Raw genomic sequence first — 13,526 nt, 5'->3', positions numbered from 1 at the left:
CGCAATTCGTTACGATATAACGAAAGTGGTGAAATTTTTGTACTAAATCGCTCTATCTAAAGATGCCCAACCTGTCGCTACGCTGAAGCCTTGACCGAAATAGCCGTAAACGCACATATTACGCTCATAATTTTAATCAAAGACTACGTTTACCCAGCCCATTTCCCTTTCAGTCCAGGAGTACATCCATGAGCACTTATGACGTCGTGATACTGGGCGGTGGCCCCGGCGGTTACAACGCAGCGATCCGCGCGGGCCAACTGGGCCTGAAAGTAGCGTGCGTGGAAGGTCGGGCGACCCTCGGCGGAACCTGCCTGAATGTCGGCTGCATGCCCTCCAAGGCACTCCTGCATGCCTCGGAACTCTACGACGCCGCCATGGGAACGGAATTCGCCAACCTGGGGATCGAGGTCAAACCCACTCTCAACCTCGCCCAGATGATGAAGCAGAAAGATGAAAGCGTGACCGGGTTGACCAAGGGCATCGAATTTCTGTTTCGCAAAAACAAAGTCGATTGGATCAAAGGTTGGGGCCACATCGACGGGCCGGGCAAAGTGACGGTGACCGACAACCAAGGTGGCAAGACCGAACTGAGTGCCAAGGACATCGTCATCGCCACCGGCTCCGAGCCCACTCCCCTGCCCGGCGTCCAGATCGATAACGAACGCATCCTCGATTCCACTGGCGCGCTGTCGCTGGCCGAAGTGCCGAAGCACTTGGTAGTGATCGGCGCCGGCGTGATCGGCCTGGAACTGGGTTCAGTGTGGCGCCGCCTGGGCGCCCAGGTGACCGTGATCGAATTTCTCGACCGGATCTGCCCCGGTGTGGATGCTGAGGCGGGCAAAACCCTGCAGCGCTCGCTGAGCAAACAGGGCATCAGCTTCAAGTTGAGCTCAAAAGTGACCAGCGCCACCCCGTCCGCAAACGGCGTTCAGCTCAGCGTGGAGCCGGCGGCGGGCGGCACTGCCGAGACGATTGAGGCCGATTACGTGCTGGTGTCCATCGGCCGTCGGCCTTACACCGAGGGTTTGGGTCTGGAAAACGTCGGCCTCACCACCGACAAACGCGGCATGCTCGCGAACAAGGGCCATCGCACCGACGCTGCGGGCGTGTGGGTGATCGGCGATGTCACGTCCGGGCCGATGCTCGCCCACAAGGCCGAAGATGAAGGCATGGTGTGCATCGAGCAAATCGTCGGCAAGGCGGGCGAGGTCAACTATGACTTGATCCCCAATGTCATTTACACCAAGCCTGAACTGGCCAGCGTCGGCAAGACTGAAGAGCAGCTCAAGGCAGAAGGTCGCGCGTACAAAGTCGGCAAATTCCCCTTCACCGCCAACAGCCGGGCGAAGATCAACCACGAAACCGAAGGCTTCGCCAAAGTGCTGGCCGATGAGCGCACCGACGAGATTCTCGGCGTGCACCTGGTCGGACCGAGCGTCAGCGAAATGATTGGTGAGTATTGTGTGGCGATGGAGTTCAGCGCTTCGGCGGAGGACATCGCGCTGACGTGCCATCCGCATCCGACGCGGTCCGAGGCGTTGCGTCAGGCGGCGATGAATGTGGAGGGGATGGCGACGCAGATGTGAGCCCGCCTGCCAGATGATCGTTCCCACGTCGAGGCGTCGAACCGTCCGCGTGGGATCGATCCTGCTCGGTCTAAAGCGGCAAATGCCCCAACGGCAACGCCCCCGGCGTCTTCACCGTGTGAATCGCAAAGTTGCTGCGGATATCACTTACACCCGGCAATTTCAGCAGGCGCTCGGTGAGAAAGCGGTCATACCCACGTAGATCCGGCACCACCACTTGCAGCAGAAAATCCGATTCCCCTGACACCAGGAATGCCGAAATCACCTCCGGCAGTGCGGTGACGGCCAGGCGAAAGGCTTCGGCCTGCTCATCGTTGTGGCGCTCAACCTTGACCCCGACAAACACCGTCAGCCCAAGTCCCACTTCGTCACGATCAAGGTTGGCCTGATAGCCGCGAATCACGCCGGCCTCCTCCAGCATCCGCACCCGACGCAAACAGGGGGAAGCGGACAAACCGATCTCGTCGGCCAATTGCACATTGCTCAGGCGCCCGTCCCGTTGCAGGGCGGCGAGAATCTTGCGGTCGTAGGCGTCCAGCTTCATGGCTTGGCAGATCCTGATGGTTTGATCGTCACAAAGTGGCAGGTTATGCCAATTACCCAGCGTTTAGAAGCTGACTTCGCAAGCACCTGCCCTACCCTTCAACCCTAGACTGGCGCTACCGAATCAACAACGAATGGGGTGCAACGTGGAAGGACTCTGGCTGTTTTTCATGGCGCTGGCAGTGGTGTATCTGTTGCCCGGCCCGGACATGATTCTGCTCCTGCAAACCGGCGCTCGTCAGGGCAAAGGCGCGGCGTTGGCAACGGCGGTGGGTCTGGGCATTGCTCGTGGATGTCATGTGGCGCTAGCCGCGCTGGGGCTGGCGGCGCTGTTCAAGGCTGCGCCGTGGACCTTCGACGTGGTGCGCCTGGCGGGAGCCGCCTACCTGTTGTGGATCGGCATTCAGTGCCTGCGAACCACGATGTTGCCGAACCTGAATGGCGCAGACGCAACCGGCGAAAAACCATGCTGGCGGGCCTCCATCCAGCGCGGCTTGCTGACCAACCTGCTCAACCCCAAGGCGTTGCTGTTTTGCTCAGTGTTATTGCCCCAGTTCATCAACCCTCACGCCGGACCGGTGCTCGCGCAATTTGCGGTATTGGGCATGCTGCTGGTCGGCGTCGGTTTGCTGTTCGACAGCGCCTATGCCTTGACCGGCGCCGCGCTGGGCCGCTGGCTGCAACGTAGCCCCTCGGCCCAGCGCCTGCAACAATGGGTGTTCGGCAGCCTGTTGATCGGCTTCGCGGTGCGGCTGACCTTTGTTCAACAGGCATGAGCCTTACTGGGCTTTACGGCGCCGACGGTTGATCAATACCAGCGCCGCGGCCATCACCGCGATAACACCACCGATCTGCAATGGCCACTTGTACGGCCGCAGCGCCGAACGGGCGGCGTCAGTCGCCTGGGTTACATATCGTTTGCTGGCATTCTCGAAGTCGGGATACGGGCACTGGTGGCCGAAATCCACCGCCCAATCCACGTAGGGCCCTTCTTTGACATAGCGCTGGTACAGCGCACTTTGGTCTTGAAGGCTGCTGTTCCACCCTGCCGCCGAACACAACACGGCAGCAAAAGCCTGGCTGGTGTGAGGCAGGTTATCGGCGGCGCGGTTGGCCAAAGCCGTGGCGATGAATCGATAGTGGTAGCGCTCGTCGGGCTTCGCGGCACTGGCTTGCTGGCGCTGGACTTCACCTTCGGCCACCAAGGGACCGACCTTCAGCTCAGTCGTCTCCAGGCTGTAATTGCCGCCAAACGTGGCGTAGTCCGGGGCCATTTCATAACCCAGAATGTCCATGCCCCACTCGCGTGCCGTCCAGGCTGCGTTGAACAGAGCAGACGCACGCTTGGTCGGCCACCACGCTGAATCAGCGAGCTGACGCTGTTGCGCATACAACCGGGCCTTTTTCTGTAGATCGGGGTTGTCGAAATACACCAGCGCCTCGTCGTAGCGCTCTTCACGCAGTAATCGACGCCCGAGCAGATTGCGCAGTTGCGCCGCCACCGGCAACGGCACGTAGTTGTCGCGATCCTGCTGGCTGAGCGCTGGCGGCGCCGGCACCTGGGTGTCAACGTAATGCTTGAGCTCATCGACGGTCAGCACGCGCTCGGCAACGGTCGCGGCATCGAACCAATAGATACTTTGGCTGCGATAAAGCTGATCGAACGCTTGCAGGTAATCCCCGCGTTGCAGCGCCAGGATCGCGCTTTCACCCTCGACCCGGCACTTGGGTTGCAGGCTTTCGAAATCATAGTCAGGCGTGCGTCGCTCGCCCCACGACTCGTTCTGCGGGAAGGCCTGGGCCGCCTTGGCATACGCCGCAGCCGCTGCGCTTTTGTCACCCTCACGCAACGCCAGTTTCGCCCGCAACCACCACGCCAGACCGCCGTCCCCGGCATGCTCAAGGAACGCTTTGGCGCTGGTGTAATCGCCCTGTTGATAATTCATCGCCGCCAGTCGGTCCGCGTTGTCCAGACTGCCCCGGGTGCTGCTTTGCAGGAGTTTGATCAGCTTCAGTTCATTCGGCGGTTGATCACCGAATGACCAGCCCAGGCGACTGATCAGCGACGCCGTCACCAGTTGTTGCACCGGTTTGCCCTTGAGCAACTCGGTCAACTGATCTTCAGGCATCGCCAGCAGATCCGCCATCAACAGCTTCAGCGAGGTGTAACCCACCGCCGAACCGTGGCGATTTTGCGTGGCGTACAGATTGATGGCGCTGTTCCAGTCGCCAGCGGTGCGTGCCACGCGGGCCTCCTCGCCGAGGCTGGCGACACCGAGTTCCAGCGGGTCGCTGAAGCCGTCGATGCTCAGCTGACGGGCCTGCCCGAAGGCTTTGCGCGACTGTGCCAACAGGTCAGGCGCTGCGTCTGCTTCGGCGCTCTGGGCAAACAGCGTCCGGCCCAATGAATAAGCGGCCCAGGTGCTGCGCAAGGCGCGTTGATCCGCCGGCAGCGCCAGCACTTTCTGGAAGTACTCGGCGGCCAGCGCATGATCACCAGCGTTGAACGCCACCGCACCCGCCAGATAGAAACGAAGCTCGGCCGGCAGGCTCGCGCCCTGGGTCTCGACTTGACGGGCCTCGGTCAGCGCGCGCAACTGTTTGACCAGGGCTTGCTGCTCCGCCGTCAACCCGGCCTGTTCGGCCTTGTCCCGCTGCTCGGCGTAGTCGGTTGCCTCCAGGCCGTAAGGGGACGACTCGACGTTCTTGAGCCCTGCGATCACATGCCCAAGGCGATTGATCTCGAACTGGAAGTTGCCTTCCGGCAGCTCCGCCAGCGACTGGGCGCGGTTGTCCAGCAAGCGCATCGGGAAGTCCGGCCCGCAGGCCAACGCCGAACCCAGCGGCAGGCTGAGGCTCAGGCAAAGCACATGGCGGGGCCAGTTACGGGTGAACATTCGAACCTCCTTGATCAATGTGTGCGCAGCGAGCCCAACCGATGGCGCGCTGCTCGCCGGCCGGTATCCGGCCGTCGCGCAGGCGGGTGAAGGTAAGCAGATCCGGGCTTTGTTGCAATGCGTAACCGGCCAGCGCATCGGCACCGTCGCAGCCGCGAACCGCCAGCGTGACGCGTTCGGGCCAGGCGTTGTCGAGGTTGCCTTGATTGCTGACGCTGATGTCATAGAGGTCGTCTTGTGCGATGAGTTTCAAACTTAACCGACTATTGAGCGAATCTCCGCGAGCAACGGCCCTCAGCGTGTTCAGGCTCCAGGCCCGACGATCACCCGCCAGCGGCAGACGAAACCAGATCAGACCGGCCAGATGCGCCGGTGGATCGGCGCGCAACTCGGCGGCGAGTGCGCTCAGTTGCAAGGGATCCGCCAGCAATTCCCGGCGTTGGCCGGCTCGCCCGACAGGCACTTCGCTTTCCACGACCGGCGCACCGCTGGCGCCCGGCAACAGGGCCACGCCATAGGCGGGCAGCGCCAGGTAAAAGGGTTTTGAGGTGATGAGGCTCCAGGCGTTTACCCATTTCCTGGCTTGTTCCGGATCAAACAGACCACGACGCGGATCACTCACCGCATGCACCTGCAACACGCTGCTGTCGACGGTCGCCAAGAGTGCCGGCAATTCAGGGCTGTCGAGCCAGGCAGGCAATGCGGTGATGCTTAACGGCAAAGCGGTGGGTAAAGCCGTGCGCAGGTGAGTAAGAAATTCGCGGTAAGCCGGTAGCCGGGCGCTACCGGCGTCGTGGTCGATTTCCACGCCAGAGAGCGTCAGCCCCTGCCCTTGCCACTCGCTGAGCACTTGCTGGATGTGCGTCGTGACGTCGTCCTGATCCAGCGACTTGAGCTGGCCGTCGAGGCGAATCACCGCAATCAGCGGTCGGCCATCGCGCTTGAGCAGCGCCGGATCGACTCGCGCCCGGCTCCAGCCCGCCTGAGGAAACGCCTGCAAGGCCAGCACCCGCAAGGTCGAAAAGTCCGCGCGACTGTCTTGCAGGGCGGCGTCATGGGCTGACGTCCATTGCCGTTGCCAGACGTAGAGTTGCTGATCGAGCGGCGGCGCGTCTGTTTGCTCGCAACCGTTGAGCAGTGCCAGAGCAACAAGCAGGACAGAAAGACGAACTAACAACATGAAATCCCTGATCCTGGAAACACAGGGCTACAGGGTACACAAAACCTGTGGGAGCGAGCCTTTGTGATGAGGGGATTTATCCTCTCACCACAAGGCAGCGGCTACAGAGAGTGGCTACACCAAGGGCTTGCGGGCAATGATCACCTGACTTTTCGCCACGACCGCGTCCAGCGCCTGTTTGATCTGCGCGCCACGGGGCGACGCCAGAATGGCCTGCCAGGTGTCGGCCCAGTGGTTGAGCAACGGGTGGTCAGGATTGCTGAAATCGACCTTGGCTTCCCAGAACAACAGCATCCACATCGACCAGTAAAACCCGTACTGGCTGTGGCTGAGCACTTCCAGGCCAGCGTCGCTGACCATCGCCTTGAACTGCTCTTCGCTGATGATGCGAATGTGGTTGGGCTTCTGAAAATACTCGGGCGCGGCGATGTCTTTTTGCAGGTCTTCGGAACTTGGGTGCGGGACGCTGAGCAAATACAACGCGCCCGGTTTGCCGACACGCACCAGTTCAGCAAGGAACTGCGCCGGATCGTCCACGTGTTCGATGACTTCGGTGGACACCACGCGAGTGGCCGTCGCATCGGCAATCGGCAGCGGGTTGCAGTCGGTGACGTGGCATTCGATGTCACGCGCCGGTGTGTCGCTCAGGCGCTGTCGGGTGGCTTCGACCTTGGCCGCGTCGATGTCGGCGATGATGATCTTCGCCCCGCGCATGCCGCAGAAATGCACGTTACCGCCGTCACCGCAGCCGACGTCCAGTAGCGTGTCTTCGGCGGTCACCGGGAACCCGGTGAACAGCTCGCCGGTTTGCTGATTGAACCAGCCGCTGAGCATCGCGTCGTGCAGGCCGAGCATGTACGGATCGACCTTCTCGACCGTGTCCGCCACAGGCGCCACGGGAACGGGCGTACCCGCCGTGAGTTTCTTCAAAAGGCTCAGCATGAGGTAGCTCCAGAGGTTTGGGCGGCTGTTCGGGACGTGCCCAGGCGTTTGACCAGCGAGGCACCGCGGTTACGCATGGGCATTTCGATGAAGCGGTAGTTGAGTTCGCTCAACAAAGCGATCAAACCGCCAGCAATCATCAGTGTCAGGATCGGATGGCCGCCGGGATTGGGCAGACCGGCGCCCTGCAAGCGGAACGTGAATTCGCGCACCAGCAAATAAGCCGGTATGTGGATCAGATAGATCCCGTAGGAACGACTGCCGACCCACGTCATCAGGTTCTTCAACACGCCCCGTGGTAGCAGGTAGTCGCGATTGTAGGAAGCGATCCAGACCAGCACCGCGCACAACAACGCGATCGTGCCGATGCGGTAATGAGTGAACGTTAAGCGATCCGTCGCCATGAAACTGAGCACCAGCGACAGCGCGACCAATGCTGTCACCCCGGCCCATGGGCGGCGCAGGAACGTCGGCTCCCAGCGCAGATACGAGGGTTGCGCGCTCCACATCGCCAACAGGATGCCGAGTGCCAGCGCATCGGTGCGAACCACCATCAAGATCGGTGTGCGCAACGTGAACAACTGCACCGCGACCAGCGCCAGCAAGGCCCAGACCAGGTGCTTGCGGCAGATCAGAATCAGCAGCGGAAACAACAGGTAGAACTGCTCCTCCAGCGACAGGCTCCAGTACACGAAACTGGTGCCGTACTCATAGTTATAAAAGCTGTCGGCGAAGCGGAAGTTCGCGTACTGCCCGACCCCGGCCAGGGTCGCCTGAAGGTTGGCGTGCAGCGTGCCGAACGCTCCGGAGCGATTGAGAAAAATGCAGCCCAGCAACATCAGCGCCAGCCACAACCACGCCGATGGCAGCAATCGAAAGGCCCGGCGCAGCCAGAAGTTACGCGTCTGCTGCCAGTACTCCTGACGGGTGCTGCAACCCTGCAACGCCGGGATCAGGCTGCGCGCGATGACAAACCCGGAGATGGCGAAAAACAGATCCACGCCCCACCACGGCTGACCCCACGCGGTGATGGCTTGCAACAGCGGCACCGGGGCCGCAAACAGGCTGTCTTGCAGGTGATGAAACAACACACCGAGCACCGCAATGCCGCGCAACAACTCGATGTCCATGATCCGTCTGTCGTTATTCATGCCGTCCTCCTGGACGTTGCCCTGTTTTCCACCCCATTCAACACTGCGCGGATCATGCTTCGCGGGTATCCGGAGCGACGCGGGTTTCAAGGAGCTGCGCGAAGAAGGCTTTCAGTCGTTGCTCGGCGGTGGCCTGGCTGCAGAATTTTTCGAGGCTGGCCACCGAATGCGCGGACATCTGCGCGTAACGCTCGGCGTCGTTTTTGGCGACGTCATAGCTGGCCCGATAAGCGCGGCACAACGATTCCCAATTCGTCACGTAACGCAGGGTTCGGAACGCCCTGCGCGGGTCGTGGGGCCAGGCCGTCAGCTCGTCGGTAGAGTCGATCAGAAACGCATTATCGGCATCCAGGTAATCGATCATCGCCGTGGTGCGTGGCGCGACCGCCGGTTTGCCGCAGGACATGAACTCCATCAGCGGCAGGCACTGGCCTTCGCCGTAAGAGGTGTTGACCACAAAGCGGGTTGCCTGCACCAGGTGCTCGTAGTCCGAATCCGCGAGGTAGCCGTAGATCAGCACGATGCGGCAGCGATAGGACTGGTTTTTGTACAAATGGTGAAGGATGTCGGTCAGCGCTTCTTCGGCATCGTGGTGGGTCAGTTTGAGCACCAGCGTCGCGTCATCCACCTCGCGGAACGTCACGCAGAAGGCACTGAGCATGTCTTCCCAATTCTTGCGCCCATCACCCGGGTTGAACACCGAGGTGTAGATCACGCCGTCGAGCACCAGTTCGTGTTCACGGGGCGGTGCTTCGAAATCGATACCTTCGCCTTCGCGTAACGACGCCGGCCCAAAGGCTCGCAAGTCCAGGGTGCGGCTGTCGGCCACCAGGCCTTTGATCTTCAGGCGCACCTGACTCGCCAGTGGCTGACGTTGCAACTGGGCGCCGCGTGCCGAGAATCGATCCCACACCGGCGCCGGCACCGCGACGATCGAATAGTCGGCGCCCATCGCCTCGCGCACGGCGTTTACCGTGTAGCTGGAATGGGTAATCGCCGCGCCTGAAGCACGCAATACCGTGCGCCAATCATTGCTCGGCTCACCCGCAAAGGGTTCGTTGGGAATGGTGCTGAATTCCCACGCAAACACCGGCAAGGTCGGACAGGCGAAGTGCACCGGCGTGCAATGCGGCGGCGAGAACGACAGGAACACGCAGTCTTCACCTCGGGACAGCGCGTCGCGGTACAAGGCATCGACTTCGGTCTGCGGGTCTCTGACTTCCACCACACGCCCCAGACGTTCCAGCACCGGGCGGTATTCCTTGAGCACGAAGTAATAGCTGTACTCCGAACGGCCAAGGTTCTGGGCGATGGTGTGCTGGTTGGTTTCCGAATGAATGATGATCAGCATGAGGCGTTATCCGTCACGGCCGCTGCCGGCAAAGCCTGCGGCGTCAGCCCGAAAAAATCCGCCAGGCGCTTCTGCACCGGGGCGAAGGCGCAGTAGTCGTGCATGCGCTCGACCGCATCGCCCGACATGCGCCGGTACTCCAGCGGTTGCTCCTTGGCCGTCCGGTAGCTATTTTCGTAGGCGGTTTTCAGCGAGCCCCAGTCCGGGCGATAACGCAGGGTCCGGTAAATGATCCGGGTGTCTTGTGGCCAGATGGTCAGCTCTTCGCTGGACTTGACCACAAACGCCACACGCTCATCGATGTAATCCTCCATGGCGGTGTGGTCCGGGGCGATCACCGGCTTACCGCTGGCCATGAACTCCATCAGCGGCAGGCACAACCCCTCGCAGCGCGACGCGTTGACGTAATAACTGGCGGCTTCGTACAACCGGGCGTATTGCGGATCATCCAGGTAACCGTGCATCACCACCACCCGACAGGCGAACGGCGAGAGTTGCGCGAGCAAGGTCATCAGCTCGTCGTAGTAGGACGACAGGTCGCTCTGGGTAGTCTTCAGCACCAGCGTGGCATCATCCGTTTCGCGAAAGGCCCAGCAGAATGCGGTGATCAATTGATGCCAGTTCTTGCGACCGTCACGGGGGTTGAACACCGTGACATACACCACGCCGTCCACCTGGGTTTCAACCCGGGAAGTGGTGTCCGGCCAATCCCGCGGTGCAGGCTCGGGCACGGCCATCGTCTGCGGGCCAGCGATAGCCGGCAGATACTCGGCGAGCCGTGCATGAGCGGTATCGGAAAGAAGATCGCGGATGCCTTCCCAATACCACTGGCTCAGAAAATGCGTGCGATGCACCGGGACGGGCAGCGTTTTGCCCATGTCCCGACGCCACATGTGCAGGTAATGGCGAGCGATGACGAAGCGACGTTTTAGCGTCAACGGCGGCGGCTTCAATGCCTCCAGCGCCGCCAGTTCCTCGGCGCTCGGCGGTACGGGAATCAGCGCGTCGGCAGACAGCCCAAGCGTGCGCGTATCGAAGATGCAGCCTTTGATCTCCAGCGTCGAACCGGCATTCACCGGCGCGCTGGCGTGGTGGCTGCGAATGGCCGCGAAGTTCTCCCACAAGGGCGTGGGCAACACCAGCACGGGGAAATCTTCGCCCATGGCCCGCCGAATCGCCCGGGCCGTGTGGCTGGAAAGCGTGATGACCCGGCCCTGGCGTGCCAGCATCTGCGTCCAGTCCTGACGTGGGTCGTTATCCCATTGCTCATCGGGAATGGAGTCGAACTCCCAGGCCACCACGCAGATCGTCGGGCATTCAAGATCGTTCGGGGTTTTCTGCGGCGGGGTGAACGACAGGAACAGGCTGTCTTCGCCGGTGGCCAGCAATTGTCGATAGAGAGGATCGACCTCGGCGGTGGAGGACACCACATGCACCCGCCCGAGGCTTTCGAGCACCGGGCGATAAGCCTTGAGCACGAAGTAATAACTGTATTCGGGACGACCGAGGCTCTGACTGATGGAGCTGTCGTTGACGTCCGAGTAAAGAATGAAGTTCATGGCATCCCACGATGAAACCGCCATCCCGGCAGCCCCACTCTATGACGGCAAAGCCACGGATCGACCCGGCGTTTGCCAGTCGTCGTCCAGCGCCTTCTTGCCCGTCTACGTTCTTGTTTTAATGGTCAGCTTCGCGGGGTGTGAATACCACCCGGCCGAACCCTGGGTAATCGTGACGAGGGGCATTCTAAACACATCCGCTGAGGATTCGTGAACCGCCCGGCGAGAATAAATCGGGCTTCGCTGACGAGAACTGACCAGTCACGGTGGGACCTGTTGAAATTGCCGCGCAATTGGCACAGATTGGCTACCAAACAACTACAACAAACGTTTCGCCTGTCTTTCGACCAAGGAATCCACCCGGTCTGTCAGACATCTCCATAAAGCCTGTGGGGAATGGACGAAATGCACGACCAAGGGGCCGCTGTTTGAAAAAGCGTCTGTTCGTTACGGGTCTCAGTGGATTCGTAGGACAACACATCCAAACCCGCCTGAAGGCTGATGCCTCGGAATGGGAGCTTCTGCCTGTCGCCGCCCGCTACGATCTCGGCGAGCCAGGCTCCCTCGACGGCCTCTGGCCGGACATGCCCGACGCGGTCATTCACCTGGCCGGCCAGACCTTCGTTCCCGAAGCCTTCCGCGATCCGGCACGCACGCTGACGATCAACCTGCTCGGCACCTTGAACCTGCTTCAGGCACTCAAGGCCCGTGGCTTCAACGGGACCTTCCTGTACGTCAGCTCCGGCGACGTCTACGGGCAAGTGACCGAGTCAGACCTGCCCATTACCGAACACCAGCCACCCTGCCCGCGCAATCCCTATGCCGTCAGCAAACTGTCGGCCGAGTTCCTCAGCCTGCAATGGGGCCTGAGCGAAGGCTGGCCGGTCGTGGTCGCCCGCCCGTTCAACCATATCGGCACCGGCCAGAAAGACAGCTTCGTCATCGCCAGCGCCGCCCGCCAGATCAACCGTATCAAACAAGGCCTGCAAGCCCCGCAACTGGAAGTCGGGGACATTGACGTCACTCGTGACTTCCTGGACGTGGGCGATGTGGTGTCCGCCTATCTGGCGCTGCTGGAAAAGGGTACGCCGGGACAGGTCTACAACATTTGCTCGGGGCGCGAGCAGAGCATCCGCAGCCTGATCGAACAACTGGGGGACCTCGCCCAGGTCGACCTGCAATTGATTCAGGATCCTGCGCGTTTTCGCCGCGCGGATCAGCGTCGCGTTTGTGGCAGCTCTGCCAAGCTCGCCCAGACCACAGGATGGACGCCTGAAATCACAACACAACAATCCCTGCGGGCGATCCTGTCCGACTGGGAGATGCGAGTACGACAAGAATGACTAAAAGTGCACTGATCACAGGGATCACGGGCCAGGACGGCGCCTATCTTGCCAAACTGCTGCTCGACAAGGGTTATAAAGTCCACGGCCTGGTGGCGCGTCGCAGCAGCGATGCACGCTGGCGTTTGCGTGAAATGGGAGTCGAGGGGGACATCGTTTACCTGGACGGTGACATGGCCGATGCCTGCTCGGTGCAGCGCGCGGTGATCAAATCCGCTCCGGACGAAATCTACAACCTGGCGGCGCAAAGCTTTGTCGCGGCCTCCTGGGATCAACCGGTCACCACCGGCATCGTTGACGGGCTGGGCGTGACTCACCTGCTCGAAGCGATCCGCCAGTTCAGTCCGCACACGCGTTTTTACCAGGCGTCTACCAGCGAAATGTTTGGCCTGATCCAGGCCGAGCAGCAGGACGAGAACACGCCGTTCTACCCGCGCAGCCCTTACGGCGTGGCCAAGCTGTATGGTCACTGGATCACCGTGAACTATCGCGAAAGTTTCAACCTGCACGCCAGCAGCGGGATCCTGTTCAACCATGAATCGCCCCTGCGCGGCATCGAGTTCGTGACCCGCAAAGTGACCGACGCCGCCGCCCGCATCAAACAGGGCAAACAGCAGGAATTGCTGCTGGGCAACATCGACGCCAAACGCGACTGGGGGTTTGCCGGTGATTACGTCGAAGCCATGTGGCTGATGCTGCAACAGGACAAGCCTGACGATTTTGTGGTCGCTACCGGCGTGACCACCACCGTGCGCGAGATGTGCCGCATCGCCTTCGATCACGTGGGCCTGAACTACCGCGACTTCGTGAAGATCGACCCGGCGTTCTTCCGCCCGGCCGAGGTCGAAGTGCTGCTCGGCAACCCGGCCAAAGCTCAGCGCGTATTGGGCTGGAAGCCAAAAACAGACCTGGATACCTTGATCCGCATGATGATGGATGCGGACATGAAACGCGTCGCCAAGGAGTAGGCC

11 protein-coding genes are annotated in these 13,526 nt (G+C 61.2%); 4 read left to right on the top strand and 7 right to left on the bottom strand.

The window, feature by feature from the left end:
• Positions 1 to 188: 188 nt before the first annotated feature.
• Positions 189 to 1,589: a dihydrolipoyl dehydrogenase gene (gene lpdA, locus FHL16_RS13775; protein WP_077748519.1), complete on the top strand. Its 1,401-nt coding sequence runs from the start codon at positions 189 to 191 to the stop codon at positions 1,587 to 1,589.
• A gap of 70 nt (positions 1,590 to 1,659) precedes the next feature.
• On the opposite strand, the gene FHL16_RS13770 is transcribed toward lpdA, so the two are convergent.
• Positions 1,660 to 2,133, bottom strand: coding sequence for an Lrp/AsnC family transcriptional regulator (locus FHL16_RS13770; protein ID WP_010465412.1), 474 nt, complete (start codon positions 2,131 to 2,133; stop codon positions 1,660 to 1,662).
• A 145-nt stretch (positions 2,134 to 2,278) separates the two neighbouring features.
• On the opposite strand from FHL16_RS13770, the gene FHL16_RS13765 reads away from it, so the two are divergent.
• On the top strand, positions 2,279 to 2,908 hold the full coding sequence (locus FHL16_RS13765) for a LysE family translocator (RefSeq protein ID WP_138739040.1): 630 nt from the start codon (positions 2,279 to 2,281) through the stop codon (positions 2,906 to 2,908).
• 3 nt (positions 2,909 to 2,911) lie between these two features.
• On the opposite strand, the gene FHL16_RS13760 is transcribed toward FHL16_RS13765, so the two are convergent.
• From FHL16_RS13760 to FHL16_RS13735, 6 genes are all read right to left on the bottom strand, one after another.
• Entirely contained in the window at positions 2,912 to 5,029 is a 2,118-nt protein-coding gene (locus tag FHL16_RS13760; protein ID WP_077748517.1) for a hypothetical protein, read from the bottom strand.
• The gene (locus tag FHL16_RS13755) at positions 5,016 to 6,209 is read right to left on the bottom strand and encodes a DUF3142 domain-containing protein (protein WP_077748516.1); all 1,194 of its coding nucleotides are present in this window, start codon (positions 6,207 to 6,209) and stop codon (positions 5,016 to 5,018) included. Before FHL16_RS13755 ends, FHL16_RS13760 begins: the two co-directional genes overlap by 14 nt.
• Before the next feature lie 114 nt (positions 6,210 to 6,323).
• Entirely contained in the window at positions 6,324 to 7,151 is an 828-nt protein-coding gene (locus FHL16_RS13750) for a class I SAM-dependent methyltransferase (protein WP_077748515.1), read from the bottom strand.
• Positions 7,145 to 8,302: an acyltransferase family protein gene (locus FHL16_RS13745; RefSeq protein ID WP_077748514.1), complete on the bottom strand. Its 1,158-nt coding sequence runs from the start codon at positions 8,300 to 8,302 to the stop codon at positions 7,145 to 7,147. The genes FHL16_RS13750 and FHL16_RS13745 overlap by 7 nt, the downstream gene beginning before the upstream one ends.
• A gap of 52 nt (positions 8,303 to 8,354) precedes the next feature.
• Positions 8,355 to 9,653: a glycosyltransferase gene (locus FHL16_RS13740; protein ID WP_077748513.1), complete on the bottom strand. Its 1,299-nt coding sequence runs from the start codon at positions 9,651 to 9,653 to the stop codon at positions 8,355 to 8,357.
• Positions 9,647 to 11,212 (bottom strand): glycosyltransferase, encoded by a 1,566-nt coding sequence (locus tag FHL16_RS13735; RefSeq protein WP_238706173.1) that lies wholly within the window; start codon positions 11,210 to 11,212, stop codon positions 9,647 to 9,649. The genes FHL16_RS13740 and FHL16_RS13735 overlap by 7 nt, the downstream gene beginning before the upstream one ends.
• A 428-nt stretch (positions 11,213 to 11,640) precedes the next feature.
• Here FHL16_RS13735 and FHL16_RS13730 point away from each other — a divergent pair, with 428 nt between their 5' ends.
• Together FHL16_RS13730 and gmd are read left to right on the top strand one after the other, a co-directional pair.
• Positions 11,641 to 12,555 carry a GDP-mannose 4,6-dehydratase gene (locus FHL16_RS13730; protein ID WP_077748511.1) on the top strand — a complete coding sequence of 305 codons (915 nt, stop codon included), beginning with the start codon at positions 11,641 to 11,643 and terminating at the stop codon, positions 12,553 to 12,555.
• The gene (gene gmd, locus FHL16_RS13725) at positions 12,552 to 13,523 is read left to right on the top strand and encodes a GDP-mannose 4,6-dehydratase (RefSeq protein WP_010465433.1); all 972 of its coding nucleotides are present in this window, start codon (positions 12,552 to 12,554) and stop codon (positions 13,521 to 13,523) included. Before FHL16_RS13730 ends, gmd begins: the two co-directional genes overlap by 4 nt.
• The last annotated feature ends 3 nt before the right edge of the window (positions 13,524 to 13,526 follow it).

This window comes from Pseudomonas sp. FSL W5-0299 (assembly GCF_005930655.1).
Classification (GTDB): domain Bacteria; phylum Pseudomonadota; class Gammaproteobacteria; order Pseudomonadales; family Pseudomonadaceae; genus Aquipseudomonas; species Aquipseudomonas mandelii.
Note: the sequence above shows the minus strand (reverse complement) of the source record. Positions and strands in the feature narration are given on the sequence as shown.